The 18,185-nt window shown below is 63.9% G+C and carries 22 protein-coding genes; 7 read left to right on the top strand and 15 right to left on the bottom strand.

Annotated elements, in window-relative coordinates; translation table 11 throughout:
- Positions 1–11: 11 nt before the first annotated feature.
- Positions 12–863: a DNA/RNA non-specific endonuclease gene (locus tag J1M87_RS14580; protein WP_206490109.1), complete on the top strand. Its 852-nt coding sequence runs from the start codon at positions 12–14 to the stop codon at positions 861–863.
- Between the two features lie 8 nt (positions 864–871).
- Here J1M87_RS14580 and rsmA read toward each other — a convergent pair whose 3' ends face one another.
- From rsmA to J1M87_RS14565, 3 genes are all read right to left on the bottom strand, one after another.
- Positions 872–1,765, bottom strand: a complete 894-nt coding sequence (rsmA, locus tag J1M87_RS14575; protein WP_241256993.1) for a 16S rRNA (adenine(1518)-N(6)/adenine(1519)-N(6))-dimethyltransferase RsmA — start codon at positions 1,763–1,765, stop codon at positions 872–874.
- A 4-nt stretch (positions 1,766–1,769) separates the two neighbouring features.
- Entirely contained in the window at positions 1,770–2,897 is a 1,128-nt protein-coding gene (locus tag J1M87_RS14570) for a resuscitation-promoting factor (protein WP_206490107.1), read from the bottom strand.
- 103 nt (positions 2,898–3,000) lie between these two features.
- Entirely contained in the window at positions 3,001–3,828 is an 828-nt protein-coding gene (locus J1M87_RS14565; protein ID WP_206490106.1) for a TatD family hydrolase, read from the bottom strand.
- Positions 3,829–3,849: 21 nt separating this feature from the next.
- Between J1M87_RS14565 and metG the strand changes: the two genes are divergently transcribed.
- Entirely contained in the window at positions 3,850–5,394 is a 1,545-nt protein-coding gene (metG, locus tag J1M87_RS14560; protein ID WP_206490105.1) for a methionine--tRNA ligase, read from the top strand.
- 67 nt (positions 5,395–5,461) lie between these two features.
- Here the strand turns inward: metG and J1M87_RS14555 are convergent, their stop codons facing one another.
- Complete coding sequence (locus tag J1M87_RS14555; RefSeq protein ID WP_206490104.1) at positions 5,462–6,841, bottom strand: wax ester/triacylglycerol synthase family O-acyltransferase; 1,380 nt, start codon at positions 6,839–6,841, stop codon at positions 5,462–5,464.
- 188 nt (positions 6,842–7,029) lie between these two features.
- Between J1M87_RS14555 and J1M87_RS14550 the strand changes: the two genes are divergently transcribed.
- Both J1M87_RS14550 and J1M87_RS14545 read left to right on the top strand, forming a co-directional pair.
- Positions 7,030–8,034 carry an alpha/beta hydrolase gene (locus J1M87_RS14550; RefSeq protein ID WP_206490103.1) on the top strand — a complete coding sequence of 335 codons (1,005 nt, stop codon included), beginning with the start codon at positions 7,030–7,032 and terminating at the stop codon, positions 8,032–8,034.
- A 14-nt stretch (positions 8,035–8,048) separates the two neighbouring features.
- Positions 8,049–8,477: an SRPBCC family protein gene (locus tag J1M87_RS14545; RefSeq protein WP_206490102.1), complete on the top strand. Its 429-nt coding sequence runs from the start codon at positions 8,049–8,051 to the stop codon at positions 8,475–8,477.
- 6 nt (positions 8,478–8,483) lie between these two features.
- Here J1M87_RS14545 and rsmI read toward each other — a convergent pair whose 3' ends face one another.
- The gene (gene rsmI / locus J1M87_RS14540) at positions 8,484–9,308 is read right to left on the bottom strand and encodes a 16S rRNA (cytidine(1402)-2'-O)-methyltransferase (protein WP_206490101.1); all 825 of its coding nucleotides are present in this window, start codon (positions 9,306–9,308) and stop codon (positions 8,484–8,486) included.
- Between the two features lie 107 nt (positions 9,309–9,415).
- On the opposite strand from rsmI, the gene J1M87_RS14535 reads away from it, so the two are divergent.
- Positions 9,416–10,927 carry a dolichyl-phosphate-mannose--protein mannosyltransferase gene (locus tag J1M87_RS14535; protein WP_206490621.1) on the top strand — a complete coding sequence of 504 codons (1,512 nt, stop codon included), beginning with the start codon at positions 9,416–9,418 and terminating at the stop codon, positions 10,925–10,927.
- On the opposite strand, the gene J1M87_RS14530 is transcribed toward J1M87_RS14535, so the two are convergent.
- From J1M87_RS14530 to J1M87_RS14520, 3 genes are all read right to left on the bottom strand, one after another.
- A complete protein-coding gene (locus J1M87_RS14530) occupies positions 10,924–11,346 on the bottom strand; it encodes a DoxX family protein (RefSeq protein WP_206490100.1) in 423 nt (140 codons plus the stop codon). The two genes, J1M87_RS14535 and J1M87_RS14530, sit on opposite strands and share 4 nt — an antisense overlap.
- 66 nt (positions 11,347–11,412) lie before the next feature.
- Positions 11,413–11,781, bottom strand: coding sequence for a GntR family transcriptional regulator (locus J1M87_RS14525; RefSeq protein ID WP_206490099.1), 369 nt, complete (start codon positions 11,779–11,781; stop codon positions 11,413–11,415).
- 10 nt (positions 11,782–11,791) lie between these two features.
- Positions 11,792–12,460, bottom strand: a complete 669-nt coding sequence (locus tag J1M87_RS14520) for an NAD(P)-binding oxidoreductase (protein WP_206490098.1) — start codon at positions 12,458–12,460, stop codon at positions 11,792–11,794.
- A 66-nt stretch (positions 12,461–12,526) separates the two neighbouring features.
- Here J1M87_RS14520 and arsC point away from each other — a divergent pair, with 66 nt between their 5' ends.
- Positions 12,527–12,874, top strand: coding sequence for an arsenate reductase (glutaredoxin) (gene arsC, locus J1M87_RS14515; protein ID WP_206490097.1), 348 nt, complete (start codon positions 12,527–12,529; stop codon positions 12,872–12,874).
- A 45-nt stretch (positions 12,875–12,919) separates the two neighbouring features.
- Positions 12,920–13,420: a redox-sensitive transcriptional activator SoxR gene (soxR, locus tag J1M87_RS14510; RefSeq protein ID WP_307830815.1), complete on the top strand. Its 501-nt coding sequence runs from the start codon at positions 12,920–12,922 to the stop codon at positions 13,418–13,420.
- On the opposite strand, the gene J1M87_RS14505 is transcribed toward soxR, so the two are convergent.
- From J1M87_RS14505 to J1M87_RS14475, 7 genes are all read right to left on the bottom strand, one after another.
- Positions 13,336–14,238 carry an SDR family oxidoreductase gene (locus J1M87_RS14505; protein ID WP_206490096.1) on the bottom strand — a complete coding sequence of 301 codons (903 nt, stop codon included), beginning with the start codon at positions 14,236–14,238 and terminating at the stop codon, positions 13,336–13,338. The genes soxR and J1M87_RS14505 overlap by 85 nt on opposite strands.
- A 74-nt stretch (positions 14,239–14,312) precedes the next feature.
- Positions 14,313–14,483 (bottom strand): hypothetical protein, encoded by a 171-nt coding sequence (locus tag J1M87_RS14500; RefSeq protein WP_206490095.1) that lies wholly within the window; start codon positions 14,481–14,483, stop codon positions 14,313–14,315.
- Positions 14,484–14,541: 58 nt separating this feature from the next.
- Positions 14,542–15,216 carry a ScbR family autoregulator-binding transcription factor gene (locus J1M87_RS14495; RefSeq protein ID WP_206490094.1) on the bottom strand — a complete coding sequence of 225 codons (675 nt, stop codon included), beginning with the start codon at positions 15,214–15,216 and terminating at the stop codon, positions 14,542–14,544.
- Between the two features lie 187 nt (positions 15,217–15,403).
- Entirely contained in the window at positions 15,404–15,838 is a 435-nt protein-coding gene (locus J1M87_RS14490) for an effector binding domain-containing protein (protein WP_206490093.1), read from the bottom strand.
- A complete protein-coding gene (locus tag J1M87_RS14485; protein WP_206490092.1) occupies positions 15,838–16,290 on the bottom strand; it encodes a GyrI-like domain-containing protein in 453 nt (150 codons plus the stop codon). The genes J1M87_RS14490 and J1M87_RS14485 overlap by 1 nt, the downstream gene beginning before the upstream one ends.
- Before the next feature lie 409 nt (positions 16,291–16,699).
- Positions 16,700–17,584 carry a glycosyltransferase family A protein gene (locus J1M87_RS14480; RefSeq protein ID WP_206490091.1) on the bottom strand — a complete coding sequence of 295 codons (885 nt, stop codon included), beginning with the start codon at positions 17,582–17,584 and terminating at the stop codon, positions 16,700–16,702.
- Between the two features lie 217 nt (positions 17,585–17,801).
- Positions 17,802–18,185: DapH/DapD/GlmU-related protein (locus tag J1M87_RS14475; protein WP_206490090.1), on the bottom strand; the 384-nt coding region annotated here is incomplete at its 5' end.

Raw genomic sequence — 18,185 nt, 5'->3', positions numbered from 1 at the left:
TCAATGCAGCGATGACGACAGCCCTCGGTTTCGACCCGAAGTTTCTGGCCGATGTCGACGTTCCGTTGCCCGATCGGCCCAGGTCGCCCGATCGGCCCAGGTTGCCCGATCACCCCGACCTGGTGACGCTTGCGTACACGCACTTCTCGGTGTCCATCGATCCTGCCCGACGCCTCGCGGCGGTCACCGGGGTCAACATCGACGGCGGGAGCCTGAAGGATGTTGCGCGGAGCGACAATTGGAGGTTGGACGACCGACTTCCCGCGTCGCAGCAGGCCGGCAACGAGTTGTACTCGAACAACGACCTCGATCGCGGACATCTGGTGCGCAGGCGAGATCCGGTGTGGGGTGAGCTGTCGGTAGCACGGCGCGCCAACTCCGACACCTTCCATTACACGGTGTGCGCTCCACAGACGGCCACCCTGAACCAGTCCAAGACGCTCTGGCTCGGGCTCGAGGACTACGTTCTGGGCTACGCCGAGCAGTACGGCCGACGCCTTTCGGTGTTCAGCGGATGCATCTTCGCGCAGGACGATCCGGGGTACCGCGGCTTCGCCATTCCGCGGCGGTTCTTCAAGATCGCCGTGTGGTCACAGGATGCGGCTCCCGCCTGCACCGGTTACGTGCTGGACCAGTCACCGTCCCTCGATCCGATTCTCGACAAACCCCTGCGAGTGGAGACCGATCCTCCGACGCTCGGCCCCTACCGGACGTATCAGGTGCCGGTGGCCGATATCTCCTCGGCCACCGGTCTCGATCTGGAGGTGCTGATCGAGGCCGATCGCTATGCGCCGGTGGCCGCTGCTCGTGCGGAGGCGTCGAGGTGGACCGAGCTGACGCGATTGTCGGACATCCACCTGTAGAGCGGCGCTCAGGCCTCGGTGGCGGCCAAACGGACGAAGGCTGCGGCGTCGATGGTTTCGCCGCGCGCCGTCGGGTCGATTCCTGCCTCGCGGAGTCGGCGTTCGGCGGCAGTCGGAGAGCCGGCCCACCCGGCCAGGGCGGCACGTAAGGTCTTGCGTCGCTGCGCGAATGCGGCGTCGATCACTGCGAACACTGCCTTGCGATGAGCGGTGTCGGTCGGCCACGGCGGCTCGGCGTACCGATCGATGCGCACCAGACCGGACTCGACCTTGGGCACCGGCCAGAACACCGAACGCCCCACAGCGCCTGCCCTTTTGACGTCACCGAAGAATCTGGCCTTGACGCTCGGAATGCCGTAGATCTTGCTGCCCGGCACTGCCGCGAGCCGATCGGCCACCTCGGCCTGCACCATCACCACGGCAACGCGGAGACTCGGCAGTTCCGAGAACAAGTGAATCAGGACCGGCACCGCGACGTTGTACGGCAGGTTCGCCACCAGCGCCGTCGGTTCCCCTGCGATGTCTGCGGCCCGCACGCGCAGGGCATCGGCCTCGATCACGGTCAGTCGGTCGGCCAGAGTCGGAGCGCGCTCTGCCACCGTGACGGGCAACCGGGTGGCGAGCTTGGGGTCGATTTCGACGGCGACCACCGACTCCGCGACGTCGAGCAGTGCGAGCGTCAACGAACCGAGCCCGGGGCCGACCTCGAGCACCGAGTCCTGTGGGCCGACGCCGGCCGAGGCGACGATGCGTCGAACGGTGTTGGCGTCGTGGACGAAATTCTGGCCGAGTTGCTTGGTGGGTCGCACATCCAGCTCGGCGGCGAGGGAGCGGACCTCGGCGGGACCGAGCAGTGCCGCAGATCCCCTCACATGTTCGGACACAGCCGAAACTCTACGCAGGCGCTCAGCGGTAACCCAGTCGGGAGGTGCAGGCAGGCCATGCGCCCCAACCCTGGGACTTCTGCGTCACCGATGCGATGGCGATCTGTTCTTCGCGGGTGGCGAGATCGGCGCGCGGTGCGTACTTGAGTCCGCCCTGGCGTTCCCAGGTGTTCTGATCGAACTGCACGCCGCCGTAGAAGCCGTTGCCGGTGTTGATGGCCCAGTTACCGGTGGCCTCGCACTGTGCGAGCGCGTCCCAGATCGCACCGTTCTCCACTGGCGGCACCTCGGTGCCGGGCTTGGCTCCGACGCGCACGGTCTTGGGCTGAGCGGGCACCTTCACCTCTTCGTCGACCTTCTCACGGCCGACCTCGACGCCGTTGACCATGTTGATCTTCCAGGTGATGTCGGAGACACCCGGAGCGCCGGGGTCCTCGACCACCGTCCGACTCATGTTCATCGTCGGGTCCTCGATGCGCTGCTCGGGTGCATCGACGTCGGTGGTCTCGGTCTTGGTGACGGTGCGATTGCGCGTGACGACGATCTCGGTGCCGTCGGTGACGGTGGCATCGGGATCGGGGGTGACGGTGTCGGCTTCTTCGAGGGGAGCGCCCGCTGCTTCGAGGAACTCACGGACGGTCGGTGCAGCTTCGGTGACCGGGGTTGCGGGAGCACCCCCGTCGGCGAGCGAGACCTGCTTGGGCAACGCCACGTCGAGTTCGGTGCCGTCCAGCGGCAAGCGCTCCGAGCGTGAGGCAGAGACGTGCACGTCCTCGTCCAGACCGGACTGCTGCAGTGCTTCCTCGACGGTCAGTGCCGTGGTCCAGATGTCCTGGGGCTTGCCGTCCACGTTCAGCGTGATCTCGCGCGCGCGGCGCAGAACGACGGTATCGCCGTCGCTGAGCCCGGTGTCCGGTGCCGGGACGACGAGGTCCTTGTCGGACGGCGCGTAGCCGGCGTCGATCAGGGCACTGTTGACGTCGGTCTTCATCGTGCTGAGCGAGATCATGTCGCCGTCGACGTCGATGGTCACGGTCTTGTGACGACTGACCGCCATTGCACCGCCGGCGACCAGCGTCATCAACAGAGCCGCGATGACCAGGTACAGCGTGGTCGAGCGGGTGGAGTTGAGGCGTCTGATAGTCGACAAAGTTTCGTAGTCCTGGCGGTTGCGTGCGTGACTTCGGCGTCGAAACGCCCGAGTTCGGTCACGGTACGGTAACGAATTCGCCCCTGTCTCGCAACTTCAGCTGCTACAGGCCGTACACCCGCTCCGCGTTCGCCGTGGCGTGCGCAGCCAACTCGGCCGGATCCTGACCACGCACCTCCGCCAATGCCCGCGCGGTGTACGGCAGGCAGTACGACTCGTTCGGCGCTCCACGGAACGGATGAGGAGTCAGAAACGGCGCGTCCGTCTCGACCAGCACGAGCTCGTCGGGCACCAGCAGCGCGGCCTCCCGCAGCGCGTGCGCATTCTTGAAGCTGACCGTTCCGGAAAAACTGAGTACGTAACCGGCATCGACGCAGGCCCTCGCAGTCTCGGGACCTCCCGAGAAGCAATGGAAGATCACCGTCTCGGGAGCGCCCTCCCCGCTCAGGACGGCGAGCAGATCCTCGTCCGCCTCGCGGTTGTGGATCATCAGCGGTTTACCCAGCCGCTTCGCCAGATCGATGTGCCAGCGGAACCCGTCGTGCTGCTCGGTCACCGTCGCGCACCCGTCGAGCTTGCCGGGCCAGTAGTAGTCCAAGCCTGTCTCACCGACAGCGACGACGCGGGGGTCGGACGCCAACCTCTCGATCTCCGCCCTGACGGCGTCGTCGAGCACGTTCGCGCGAGTGGGGTGGATGGCGACCGCTGCCCACACCCGCGGATCCCACGAGGCGGCGTCGACGGCGAAGCGTGCGGCCTCGAGATCGTCGGCGATGGTGACCACGCGTGTGACACCGACGGACTCCGCGCGATCGACGATCGCAGCCACACTCGCCGCATCGGTCGCGCCGCACGCGTCGAGGTGGGTGTGGGCGTCGACGAGGGGGCCGACGGGCTCGGGCAGCGGTGGCGCGGGACGTTCTCTACTCACGCTGGATAGAGTAGGCCCACCATGACTGCGCCAGCTGATGCCTCACGGCCACCCTTCTACGTCACCACGGCAATCGCGTACCCCAACGGAGCACCCCACATCGGGCACGCGTACGAGTACATCGCCACCGACACGATTGCGCGCTTCAAGCGCCTCGACGGCTACGACGTACGTTTTCTGACCGGAACCGACGAGCACGGCCTCAAGATGCAGCAGACCGCGCAGAACGAGGGCATCGACGTCCGCCAGCTCGCGGCGCGCAATTCCGACGCCTTCCAGGCAGCTCACGATCTGCTGCAGAGCTCCTACGGCCGCTTCATCCGGACCACCGACGCCGACCATCACGCGGCGAGCCAGGAACTGTGGCGGCGGATGGAAGCGAACGGAGACATCTATCTGGACGCGTTCTCCGGCTGGTACTCGGTGCGCGACGAGGCCTTCTACACCGAGGCCGAAACCACCCTCGGCGAGGACGGCTCCCGCGTCGCGACCGAGACGAACACGCCCGTCGAGTGGACCGAGGAGCCGTCGTACTTCTTCCGGCTCTCGCAGTACCAGGACAAACTGCTCGAGCTGTACGACGCCTCGCCCGATTTCATCGCGCCGAACACGCGCCGAAACGAGATCGTGAACTTCGTCAAGGGCGGTCTGCGCGACCTGTCGATCTCGCGGACCACGTTCGACTGGGGCGTGCCCGTGCCGGGCGATCCCGCGCACGTGATGTACGTGTGGGTCGACGCGTTGACCAACTACCTGACCGGTGCCGGTTTCCCCGAGACCGACTCGGAGGCGTACCAGAAGTTCTGGCCCGCCGATCTGCACGTCATCGGCAAGGACATCACTCGCTTCCACACCGTCTACTGGCCGGCGTTTCTGATGTCCGCGGGCATCGAGCTGCCCAAGCGGGTGTTCGTGCACGGGTTCTTGAACGTCAAGGGTGAGAAGATGTCCAAGTCCTTGGGCAATGTGCTCACGCCTGACTCGTTGGTGGAGAACTACGGTCTCGATCCGGTGCGCTTCTTCTTCCTCCGCGAGGTCTCGTTCGGGCAGGACGGCAGCTACAGCCACGAGGCGATCGTCGCCCGCGTCAACGCCGACCTGTCCAACGAACTCGGCAACCTCGCCCAGCGTTCGCTGACGATGGTGGCCAAGAACCTCGAAGGAAAGCTTCCGACACCGGGAGACTTCACCGCCGAGGACGAGGAAATGCTGGCCCGCGCGGATGCGCTGCTCGAGATCTGTCGCCGCGAATTCGAGGTACAGGCAATCCATTCCGCGCTCGAAGCGGTCTGGTCGGTACTCGGCGAGACGAACCGCTACTTCTCGCTGCAGCAGCCATGGGTGCTGCGCAAGACCGATCCCGATCGCATGGCCACGGTGTTGTACGTGACGATCGAGGTATTGCGCATCGTGAGCATCCTGGCGCAGCCGGTGATGCCGGATTCGGCCTCGCGCATTCTCGACCTGCTGGGGACAACCGATCGCGAGTTCACCTCCATCGCAACGCGTTCGGTCGCCGGAACAGCACTACCGACCCCGACGCCGGTGTTCCCCAAGTACGAGTAGTGCGCTCCGCGCAGTGGTGCGGTTATGTGCCCTCTGCGGCACTCGACCGCACCACTGCCGCAGGCACTCACACCGCCTTCTCGAGCTCCTCCAACGTGTTCTCGAGGTGCGTAAGCATTCGCTGCAGGTGCGGCACACTTCGTCGGCAACCGATGAGACCGAAGTTCAACGAGTCGCCGTTGCTGGCGACGGTGATGTTGAGCGCCAGCCCGTCCGCCACGATCGACGCGGGGTAGATGCCGTCGAGCTTCGCACCGTTCCAGTACAGATCTTCCTTCGAGCCCGGCACGTTGGAGATGATGACGTTGAACGGCGGCGGAGTGTGGTCGACGAATCCGGGGACCGGGCCGAACAACAACGGGGCCATGGTGATTGCGCCGACGGCGAGCGCTTCGAGGGTATTGAGCTCGCTCATCATCTGCTTGCCCTTGACGGTCGAATCCTTGATTCGCTCCAACCGCAGAAGCGGATCCGACTCATCGGTACCCAGATTGCACAGGATGGTGGTCACCGAGTTTCCGGAGTCGCTGCCGTCGCCTTCCTTGCGCAGCGACACGGGCACCATCGCGATCAGCGGCTGCTCGGGCAATGCGTTCTGATCGATCAGGTACGCGCGCAGCGCACCGGCGCACATCGCCAGCACCATGTCGTTGAGGGTCGCATCGAGCGCGGTGCCGACCGCGCGAATCCGTTCGATCGACCAGCTCTCGGCGGCGAAGCGGCGAGCCCCGCCGATCGGCACGTTGAACATCGTCCTCGGCGCTTGCAACGGCAGCTGCGCGCCCTGCTTCTTCAACGCACGCAATCCGATTCGCGCAGACGCAGGCGCGAAGTCGACCAGATCCCCGACGATCTTGCGCCCCATCGACAACCCACCACCGAGCTGCGCCAATCGCCCGGGCTGCTCCGCGGCGACCTGCTTCCTGCGCCGGCCGAACAGGGACGGGTCCCAGGTCGCGAGGCCGCTGCGATCGTCCGGATCGGTGGACAGCGTTCGCTGCATCAGCTTCAAGGCGCTCACACCGTCGACCAACGAGTGGTGCACCTTGGTGTACAACGCAATTCGCCCATCCGCCAAGCCCTCGATGATGTGCAGCTCCCACATCGGCTTGTATCGATCCAGTGGCGCGCTGTGGTTGAGCGAGAGGAACTGGAACAACTCGCGAATACGTCCAGGTGCCGGCAATACGGTTCGGCGGACGTGATACTCGAAGTCGACGTCCGGATCGAACGCCCAGGCAACATTGCCCATGATCTGCACCGGACGCGCCGGCCGCTTGCGGAAGAGCTCGTACACCTCGCCCCGGGTGAACGTGCGGTGCACTTCCTCGGCGAACTCGTGGGGATCGCCGGGCGGCACGAACAACTCCAGACCGCCTACGTGCATCGGGTGCTCCCGTGACTCGGCGATCAGAAACATCGATTCCGTGATGGGCATGAGTGCCATGAGCTGTCCCTTTTTTCTATTTGTTTTCGATCACGGTACGGCACCGAATGTGACTCAGAACACGACCTTACGACGGGCCGCGAAAAGCTACCCGCTATTGTCCGTTAAGAGGAGTTCCATATAGCGCGGGGTTCCGACGCACGGCGCATACGCAGCGCGCAACGACGACGGGGATGGAGGCGACGGTCATGAATCCGGCGCTCACCGTAGTGAAATCGACCGATCCGGCAGCCACCGCACGCAGGCAGGACATCCGCGGCGCGAGCCTGCAATCGCAGATTTTGTCCAAGTACCTCCAGTTCACGGTTCGACCGTTCCTCACGATCTGGGCGCAGGCACCCTCCCTTCCCTGGCCGATGGGGTTGGTCGATTACGCGGGACTGCTGGTTCCGCAGGTCAGCGGCACTACCCGCAGCCGCGTCATGCTGGCCGAATGCGAGGCCGAGTGGATCCGTGCGGAGGGAACGGGCACCGATCGGGTGGTTCTCTACCTGCACGGCGGAGCGTTCGTCTGCTGCGGTCTGCGCACGCATCGGCGCATGACCTCGCGGGTATCGGAGAACGTCGACGGTGCGGTGCTGTCGGTCGACTACCGGATGATGCCGCGCAATCCGATCGGCCACGCGGTCGAGGACGGCGTCGACGCGTACCGGTTCCTCCTCGATTCCGGCTACCGCCCGGAGCAGATCATCCTGGGCGGGGACTCTGCCGGCGGATATCTCGCATTCATGGTCACCATGGCTCTGCGGACCGTGGGCCTCCCCGCACCCGCAGGCATCTTCACCATGTCCCCGCTGACCGACATGGACCCCGCCGGCAAACTCGATCACGAGAACGCGTCGAAGTGTTCGGTCTTTCCGTCCAAGGCCGTTCCCGCGTTGACCGCGCTGGCCGATCGCGTCGATGCACGCATCGTCGTCGAGGGCGAACGGGGACCTCGGGTCTCTCCCGTCGACGGAGACCTCACCGGCCTTCCACCGGTGTTGATTCAGGTCGGTTCCACCGAAATGGTCTATGCCGACGCCGAACTCATGGCCGAGCGCCTCGCTGTCGCCGGCGTCGAGTGCGAACTCCAGGTGTACGAGGATCAGGTCCACGTGTTCCAGGCAGCCGATTTCGTGCCCGAGGCCCGCCGCGCGCTCCGAGCGATCGGCGAGTTCGCGCGGAACGTCAGCCCCGACGCCGATCGCTGAGATACCTTCTCCGCATGGCAGTCACAGCGAACAGGTCAGTGGACATCGACGCGGATGCACCGGCAATCCTCGAGGTTCTCGCCGATGTCGAGGGCATCCCCTCGTGGTCCCCGGTTCACAAGAAGTGCGAGGTCGTCGATCGCTTCGACGACGGCAGACCGCACCACGTCAAGATGCACGTCTCGATCGTCGGCGTCAACGACGAACAGCTCGTCGAGTACACGTGGTCCGAGAACGAGGTGTCGTGGACCCTGGTGGAGAGTAATCAGCAGAAGGCCCAGGACGGGCGGTACACCTTGACGCCCAAGGGCACCGGCACCCATGTGGAGTTCGAGTTGACGGTCGACCCGAAGATTCCGCTACCGGGCTTTCTGGTGAAGAAGGGAACCAAGACGATCCTCGAGGCGGCCACCGAGGGACTGCGGCTGCACGTGACGGGCTGAGGGCCGCTACTGCTCTTTTCGGGCGGCGAGCACGGCCTCGTAGACCTCGCGCTTGGAGACGCCCTCGACCGCCACCTGCGCGCAGGCATCTTTCAACCGCATGCCCGACGCCACCAGCGTCTCCACCTCGGTCACGAGATCCTCGGGCTCCTCGGGGACGGCGATCGCTCCTTCGAGCACGACGGTGATCTCGCCGCGCACGCCGCCCCGCGCCCACTCGAGCAATTCCCCCAACCCGCCGCGTCGCACCTGCTCGTAGGTCTTGGTCAGCTCCCGGCACACTGCCGCCCTGCGGTCGGGACCGAGCACGTCGACAGCGTCCTCGAGACAGGCGACGAGACGATGCGGTGCCTCGAAGAAGACGATGGCGCGGGGTTCGGCGCGCACCGACTGGAAATAGGTACGCCGCTGTCCCTGCTTGCGGGGCGCGAACCCGTCGAAGCAGAACCGTTCGACGGGGAGGCCGGAGAGCGCGAGCGCGGTCGTCACCGCCGACGGCCCGGGCAGACAGGTCACCGGCAGATCTGCATCGACGCAGGCGGCGACGAGGCGATAACCGGGATCGCTCACCGACGGCATCCCCGCATCGGTCACCAACAGCACCATCTTCCCCTCGGCCACCGCCTCGACCAGCGCCGGCACCCGGGCCGTCTCGACCTGGTCGTAGAAGCTGACCACTCGTCCTGCGATCACCACGCCGAGCGAGGACGCGAGTTGTTTGGTTCGCCGAGTGTCCTCGGCGGCGACGACATCGGCTCTGCCGAGTGCGTCGCGCAGGCGCTGCGAGGCATCACCGACGTCGCCCATCGGGGTGGCAGCAAGGATGAGCATGCCTCCAGTGTCCCGCACGCGGCACAGCGGCCTGAAGCGCACCGCCGATCAACGCCTACGATCGCTACGTGACCTTGTTGACCTCTGAGCGCTCCGGCGACCGGTCGATGGTCAGTCCCGGGCCGACAGTTGCCGCGCGCGACTGGTTCCACGACACCGATGCTCGACGCGGCTGGATCGTCACCATCGTGATCACCGCCATCTGCGCGATCACTCGTTTCACGATGTTGCGCTACCCCACCGACGCGGGCACTCCCGTCTTCGACGAGAAGCACTACGCCCCGCAGGGCTATCAGGTACTCACCGGTGGCGGCCTCGAAGACAATCCGGCGTACGGACTCGTGGTGCATCCACCGGTGGGCAAGCAACTGATCGCCATCGGGGAAGCTCTGTTCGGGTACAACGGGTGGGGTTGGCGTTTCTCCTCGGCAGTGGCCGGAACCCTGTTGGTTCTGTTGGTGATTCGCATTGTCCGACGCCTCGCACGCTCGACCCTGGTGGGCGCGATCGCGGGCATTCTGCTGACCGTCGACGGCGTGACCTTCGTCAGCAGCCGGATCGGCATGCTGGACATCTTTCTCGCCGTGTTCGTCACTGCCGCGTTCGGTTGCTTGATCGTCGACCGTGACGACATGCGACGGCGACTGTCCGCAGTGTGTGACGAGGGCCGGATGAACGCCAGCGTCCTCGGTCCTCGAATGGGCGTGCGGTGGTGGCGTTTCGGGGCGGGGATCCTGCTCGGCCTGGCCTGCGCCACCAAGTGGTCAGGTCTGTACTTCATCGCGTTCTTCGGATTGATGAGTGTCGCATTCGATCTGGCCGCCCGCCGCTCGTACGGTGTCTCGCGCCCGTGGCGCGGAACTGCCGCGCGCGACGTCGGGCCTGCGCTCTACGCACTGGTGGTCGTCCCGACTGCGGTGTATCTGATGACGTACTGGGCATGGTTCACCTCCGAGACCGGCGTCGACCGACACGAGGTCGGCAACGGAATCGGCGCGGGCGGCCCGTTCTCGTTCGTCCCCGAAGCGCTGCGGTCGCTGTGGTACTACAGCGGCAATGTGTTGCAATTCCATGAGGGACTGACCAATTCGGCCGGCAACCGGCATCCGTGGGAATCGAAGCCCTGGACATGGCCGATGGGCCTGCGTCCGATGCTCTACTACTTCGCCGACGGGGAGAACGTGTCCGGCTGCTCGGCGTCGTCGTGCGTCAAGGCGATCATGCTGATCGGTACACCGGCGATGTGGTGGCTGGCGTTGCCGATGCTGGGCTGGGTGATCTGGTCCGCATTCGTTCGACGTGACTGGCGCTACGCCGCGGTGCTGGTCGGGTATTCGGCCGCACTGCTGCCCTGGTTCGCCACTCTCGATCGGCAGATGTACTACTTCTACGCGGTGGCCCTGGCCCCGTTCATGGTGATGGGCTTCGCGTTGGTACTGGGCGACATCCTCGGGAAGGCGACGGCCTCAGCGGAACGGCGAGGTACCGGACTGCTGCTGGTGTCCCTGTACCTCGCCGTGGTGATCGCGAATTTCGTCTGGCTGTGGCCGATTCTCACCGCCATGCCGATCACTCCGCAGATGTGGCAGGAGCAGCTGTGGCTGCCCAGTTGGCGCTAGGCCAGTAGCGCGGTCTTGCCTTTGGTGAGACCGTCGATACTGATGCGTCCGGCACCGAACGCAGCGAGCAACAGTGCGCCTACACCGAGAGCGACGACCAGTTCGTAGCCGTTGTCGGCGGCGAAGACGCCGTGCTCGAAGTGAACGAAGACTGCGGCACCGAGCATGTCGAGGAACAGCAGCAGTCCGGCGACGGGGGTGAAGATTCCCAGCACCAGCGCGCCGCCGCCGACGAGTTCGACGAAGGTCGCGAAGTACGCCGATGCAGTAGGCAGCGGGATGTTCATCATCTCGAAACTGGCTGCGGCACCGTCGAGGCCGTAGGTGTTCAGCTTTTGCCAGCCGTGAGCGATGAAGACCACGCCCAGACCGATTCGGGCTACGAGGGCGACGGCATCGCGGACGAGGGTGGAGTTCATGGGTCATCCTTCTGGCACGGCTACAGGGGCTGGTTCACCCTCCCAGAAGTATGTTGAAGCGTCAACTTAAACTCCGTCGGCTCCCTTGAGTGCAGCGTCCACGAACGCTCGCGCCTGCTCGTCGTCCAAGCCGATCGACCGCACCGTCTTGACGAATTCCGTCGCGGCACGAGCTGCGATGTCACGCGAGGGATCCCCACCCGAGGCGACGAACGAGCCCGAGCGACCCCGCGTCTCGATGACCCCTTGCTGCTCGAGCTCTCGGTACGTCTTGGCCACCGTGTTCGGTGCGATCTTCAGTTCCTCGGCCAACCCGCGAACCGTCGGAATCTTCGTGCCCGCGATGAGTTCTCCCGACCGCACCAGACCGAGGATCTGCATTCGCAACTGCTCGAACACCGGGGTGGCATTCGAGGAATCGATCCGTATTCGCACAGCCGGTCCTTCAGCCGAGCGCGTCGACGGCGTCGGCGATCGACGTCGAGCCGGAGGTCAACATCAGAGTTGTGCGTACTGCCCCACCGGTATCGATCAACTGAGCGATCACCGCGGCCACATCGGCGCGCGGGACGCTTCCGGCGTCCATCGGCGGCTCGGTGAGAGACACCGCATCCAGCGGATCCTCGTCCGTCAACCTACCGGGACGCAGAATCGTCCAGTCCAAGCCACTTCTCGCCGAAACATCTTCTTCTGCAGCGGTTTTGGCTTTGATGTACGCCTTCCACCCGTCGTCGAGGTCCTCGGCCACCGGTTCACCTGCGCCGAAAGAACTGATCAGCACGTAACGACGGATGCCGGCCTTCTCGGCTGCGTCGGCCAACAGCACGGCACCGGCGCGATCGACGGTGTCTTTCCGATCAGGACCGCTGTTCGGTCCTGCACCCGCAGCGAACACCACTGCATCGGCGCCGGCGAGCACCTCGGCCAACTCGTCGACGGACGCCGCCTCCAGGTCGATCACCTGGGGCAACGCGCCGAGCGCCGTGACGGCATCGACATGCTCGGTGTTACGGATCAGCGACACCGCCCGATCGCCGTGCGCCGTCAGTACCTGCGTCAGGTGTTGGGCGATCTGGCCGTGCCCACCTGCAATGACAATCCGCTTGTCGGTCATGAAAGACTGCTCCCGTCCCTGGCGTGAATCTGTGCTGGTGGCTACCCACGTGGCAGGATTGCAAACATGACAGGCTCCGCGACCATCTATCACAATCCACGCTGCAACACCTCGCGTACCGCACTGAAATTGATCGAGGAATCCGGCGCGGTCCCGAACGTGATTCGCTACCTCGACACCCCTCCCACCCACGACGAACTGCGCACACTGCTCGCCGACGCGGGCCTCGAACCCCGGCAGGCCGTTCGCCACCGCGAGAGCATCTACAAAGACCTCGGTCTCGCCGACGCAGATGCGGAAACGCTGATCGCCGCGATGGTCCAGCACCCGATTCTCATCGAACGCCCGATCGTGGTGACCGAGAAGGGAACTGTGCTGGCACGGCCCGCCGAGAAGGTTCTCACCGTTCTCTGATCATCACGCCATCGCGGTTCGCAGACCTGAAGTATTGTCGAGGTCGTGCCGATGCCCGAATGGAACGTTCGTGAACTGACTCCCGGCCAACTGTCCGAGCGCAGCGGAGTTGCGGTCTCGGCGTTGCACTTCTACGAAAAGCAGGGGCTGATCAGCAGCCGGAGAACATCGGGCAACCAGCGCAGATTCCACCGCGAGATGTTGCGGCGTGTGGCGTTCATCCGCATCTCGCAGAAAGTCGGAATTCCGTTGGCCAGCATCCGGCGAGCGTTGAGCGAACTACCGGACGAGCGGACGCCTACGCGCGCGGACTGGGCGCAGCTCTCGACGCTCTGGCATCGCGAGCTCGATTCTCGAATCGAGCAACTGACGCGCCTGCGCGACAACCTGACCGGATGTATCGGCTGTGGCTGCCTGTCCCTGGCAAGCTGCGCTCTGGCCAATCCCCACGACGAGTTGTCTCAGTCGGGACCCGGCGCGCGCACGCTGGACGTCGATTTGGACGAGCCCTCGGATCGACGCGGCACCAACAATTTCGAGAACTGATCGTTGGCCCGCTGCAGAACGAACTCGTACGGCGGAGCGAACTTTCGGGCCACCCAGTAGCCGAAGCGAATGTCGTTGGAGGAGTAGACGAGATACTTCCGCTTGGCGATTCCGGCCAGAATGGCGTCGGCGACCACGGAGGGTTCGACGGCGCGTTTTTCGAATCGATGCTGCAGCTTCTGCACGCGCGGATCGTCGCGATCGACACCGGCGATCTGAAGTGTCTGCACCAGACCGGTTTTGACACCGCCCGGCACCACGAGACTTACCCCGATTCCATGGCGCTTGAGGTCGTACTTGAGAACCTCGGAGACTCCCCGCAGGCCGTACTTGCTTGCGCTGTACGCCGCGTGCCACGGCAGAGGAATCAGGCCCGCAGCGGAGGATACGTTGACCAGGTGACCGCCACGTCCGGCCTCGATCATCGGCGGCAGAAACTTCTCGATGATGTGGATCGGCCCCATCAGGTTGACATCGACCATCGACTTCCAGTGGCGATGCTCGAGATTTTCGACCGTCCCCCACGCCGATATTCCAGCCACGTTCATCACCACGTCGAGGCTGCCGAATTCGGCGTGAATGTCGTCGGCGAACGCGGTCACCGCCTCGAAATCGGAGACGTCGAACGGCAGCGAATGGCTGACGGTACCGCCTTCACGGCCGACCATGTCCACTGTCTCGGCCAATCCTGCGCCGTTGATGTCGGTGAGGAAGAGTTCGGCTCCCACCCCAGCGGCAGCGATGGCCGTCGCCCTGCCGATTCCGCTACCCGCGCCCGTGATCAGCGTCTTCTTACCGCGCAGATCGTATGTAGCCATCGAAGCCCTAATCCCCCACCGGTTGCGCGTGCACGTTCGACGTCGACCCTACGCGGTGCAGGCCGAGCCGACTGTCACAATCTCTGCGACATTTCGTCCCGGTAGTCGGCGATGGTGCGCTCGATCCGCGAGGCGTCGTCTTCGACACCCCGCTTGTGCGCGTCGTCTGCGCGCTGCTGCAGGATGCTGATCGCCTTTCGGAGCTCGTTGTCCGACATTCTTGGCTGTTGAGAAGTGTGGTTCATATCACACAGTCTGCCCGCCTCGGCAGAGCGCGGCAAGTATCACCGCATCACGACATTCTCAGACGGTGACGGAGCCCGATGCGATGTTCTCGCGCACGAAACTGGACAGACTGCGCGCGGCGAATTCCCGGAAGTAGGCAAGCTTGTCGGCAGGCACCAGCGACGGAAGCACGGTGTTCCAGACCTTCTCCATCCGCGAGGGCGCGTCTTCGAGTCGCGATTGTGCCTCGGACACCATCAAGACACCTGCGAGCATCTCGCACACCAGCAGCGCTGCATTGCCTGCGTCGAGATGGTCCGCGACATCGCCGTGTTCGATGGCCCGCTCGAAGAGGTGCTCGAAGATGTTTCCCCAGGTCCCGAACACGCTGCCGCGCGCGGTATCGGATCCGTCGATCTCCATCTGCAACCGGTACATGACGCGAACCAGGGGGTCCGAGGCGGCGAGCTCGAGCACGGAGTACGAGATCCCTATGACCGATTCGAGGGCCGGGCTGCGACTGTCGACCATCCCGGCGCACGCGGTGGAGACACGCTCGTGGCCCTCGTCGACGATCGCGCGAGCGAGCTCCTCCTTGGACGCGAAGTGAAAGTACAGCGCACCCTTGGTCACGCCGGACTGCGCCGACACCTGACTGAGCGTGGCATTGGCGTGCCCCACCTCGAGAAAGAGATCTGCCGCGGCGCGGAGTGCGGCCGCACGAGTTGCTTCTGCCCTGAGTTGTCTCACCATGTTGCTATACCCCTGCTCTGTCGACCTTGCGCTGACATCGACGCCTGATACGCGCCGCCACCCGTCATGCGAACGAGGCGAATCGGAATCCGCAACGCCTTTGCGAGGAGTCAGCGCTCGACAATGGTAACCGGTTCGGCGGCGACTTTGTGATTCGAAAGTGACAATTGCATGAAGAAGACGCCTTCTACAATACAATTGAAACGAAAAGTTCCACCTCTCCGGAATTTGTAACGACTTCCACTTCCTCTTTGTAGGCCCGAAATATCGCCCCGGAAGCGACACACTCGTCGACCTGCGCCCATACGTCCTCGATGGGGTCCGACAATGTACCGGTGGGCACGAACACGGCAAACACACCGGTCGGTATCGAAACGAACACGTCTCCGACAGCCACGTCAGCAGGGGAATCCACCGGAACGCCCACCACGGCATTGACCGTGCCGTGCGGATCCGACACGTACACAGTGGTCACCTCATCGACGCCGATTCGCTTCTCGCGCACCCGATCTCGCAAGAATCGCATCCACTCGCTACCACTCGATTCCGCGCCCGGTTCGACGCGCGGAGCGACCAGTCCGCTGAACAACTCCGCTCCGCGCGCGGTGACCCGAAAGCCCATCAGACCGCACCGGGCGCAGTGATCGCCAGATAGAGATCGATCTTGTACGCATGCGGGTAGCACTCGTAATCGCCGGTGAAGGAACGCACTATCTCACCGTGTTCCTCGGCATGTTCGATCTGATTCCACAACCGAGTGAGGACCTCGGGAAAATAGCCCACCGCAGAAAAGCGGGCATATTTCGCAGCGGGAACTTTCGCAACCAGATGCCCGCGGGCGACCTGATCGAGCGAAGAACACACATAACCGACTATCTGAGTGTTGTACGAACCGATACCAGGGGCGAAGTCGGTGTAAATCGAAGCCAACGGGCCGGCAGTATCCTGATTGAGCACAGCAGACCACGCTTGATCGAGGTCCGGGTCGTTGAGACGGCCGAGCGCCCGTTTGGGGCTCCGAACCGGGAGACCGGCAACCCACGTTTCAGGAAGGTCGACGATCTCGAACGACATTCACACTCCGTAGAGAGATTGCGTGGGTAGATCAGGTACTGGATACGTTCACGATATCGTCTGACAATCTACCGTCGCGACTGGTACGTCCATCGTCAAATTATCAACCATATTTGCTCCGGCGTCGATCGCTGCGCAACTCGCGGCGCAGTAGCCACCGCCGACCGCGGCCCGCTCGATGTGCCGGCCCTCGGGGCGCTGCCCGTGCAATGCCCCCGCCGGCGGCGGCGGACAGTCGACACAGCGAACCACACGGACGACCCCGGCGTTCATACCGAGCAAATTAGGCGATATACAGCGCACTGTCGCTGCCGCAGAGTGGGCAACACTGCGCGGCGAAGACGAATTGCACCCGCGTAATTCGGTTACTTCTCGTTCGGCAATTCTCCATGACCGATTCGCCGAGAATTCATTTATCGGACGCGGCCGACGCGAATTCACGAGTATCAGTACGTGACAGTTTGCCATCCGACGTAACGCTGCTATCGGAATGCGACACCGGCAGAATTCGCGAGTCGCACGTGGACAAAATGCGTGTCAGAGGCCAATGAAGCGTATGCAAGATCATATCCAGCACCAGCATACGACCGAGCGCTCTACTGGCCAGATTGTGGTGATCCCAGGTTCGATAAGAACTGGACACGTAGTGCCGGTACTCGAGCGGCGGCGTGAGCAGCCTGCGGCCCGATACCTCGACACACATGGACTTGATCTGCGCGATACGCAACCCGATTCGGTGCAAACAGAGCGACAGATCGATGTCCTCGTGCAGGTCGGTTCGCAGACTCACTCGGTCGCGGGCCGCCTGCCAGGCAGAGCGGCGAATGGCGAAGTTGTTGCCGGAGGCCGCCGATACCCACAGCTCATCGGGCTTACGCCTGGTGGTGTAGTTGACGAAGGCTCGGTACGGCGCAGCCCAGGGCGAGTCGTACAGATGGATAGGGCCGGTCACCGCGGCGTAGTCCAGTCGCCTGTCGAAGAAATCCAATACCGCCTCGGCCCAGCCCGGACCGACGTGCGTATCGGCGTCGATACGTCCGATGATCGATCCGTCGGCGTGATCGAAGCCGGTATTTCGTGCATGTACGACGCCTCGTTCGGACTCCGAGACCAGTGCCACCATCGGGAATCTACGGCGACGATCGGCCACGATCGCGGCGGTGTCGTCCGTCGAATTGTTGTCGACGACGATGATCTCGTGAATGTATTCACGCTGCGCGAGCAGTGCATCCAGGCATTGACCCATATGCGCGGACTCGTTGAATGCAGGCACTACCACCGAAAGAGTGTTCACCGAAGCCAACCCCTGACCAATTGTTTCTGGCAAACGTGTGGCTCGATTCGATTACATACATTCGTGCATCCCGAAACGCGAGCCGCGGACACAAGAGATGCTACATCATTACCAAAGGAAAATAATTCGTCGAATTATGAGCCATAAATAATACTATCGACAGATACAGCTCATCGAGCAGTCGTCGATTCAAGTCAGGGCGAATGAAACAAGCGCATCAATTGTTTTGTTCGTCGAGATCCGACTCCTCGTTCAGACTTCGAACTCGTCTCGCCGGGCTACCGACGTAGACCCCATCGGGATCGCAATCCTTGGTCACCAGAGAGTGGGCACCGATGATGCAGCCCGCGCCGATCCGAATACCCGGCATGATCACCGCGCTGGAGCCCACCCAGGTTCCCGCGCCGATCGTGACCGGAGCGCCCACCAGCCCTCCGGCCCGCCGGGTCCGCGCGCCGATCTCGTGCGTGCTGGTCAGTACGCGCACATGATCGGACAGGTACGCCCCGTCGCCGATGTCGATATTCGCCACCGTGTCGAAGTAGCAACCGTAATTGACGAAGGTGCCCGCACCCAGGCGAAGTACGCCCCGCCCCTGAAC

The sequence above is a fragment of the Rhodococcus sp. KRD162 genome (assembly GCF_017168335.1).
In the GTDB taxonomy this organism is placed as follows: Bacteria; Actinomycetota; Actinomycetes; order Mycobacteriales; family Mycobacteriaceae; genus Rhodococcoides.
This window is presented reverse-complemented; position numbering and strand designations above follow the sequence as displayed.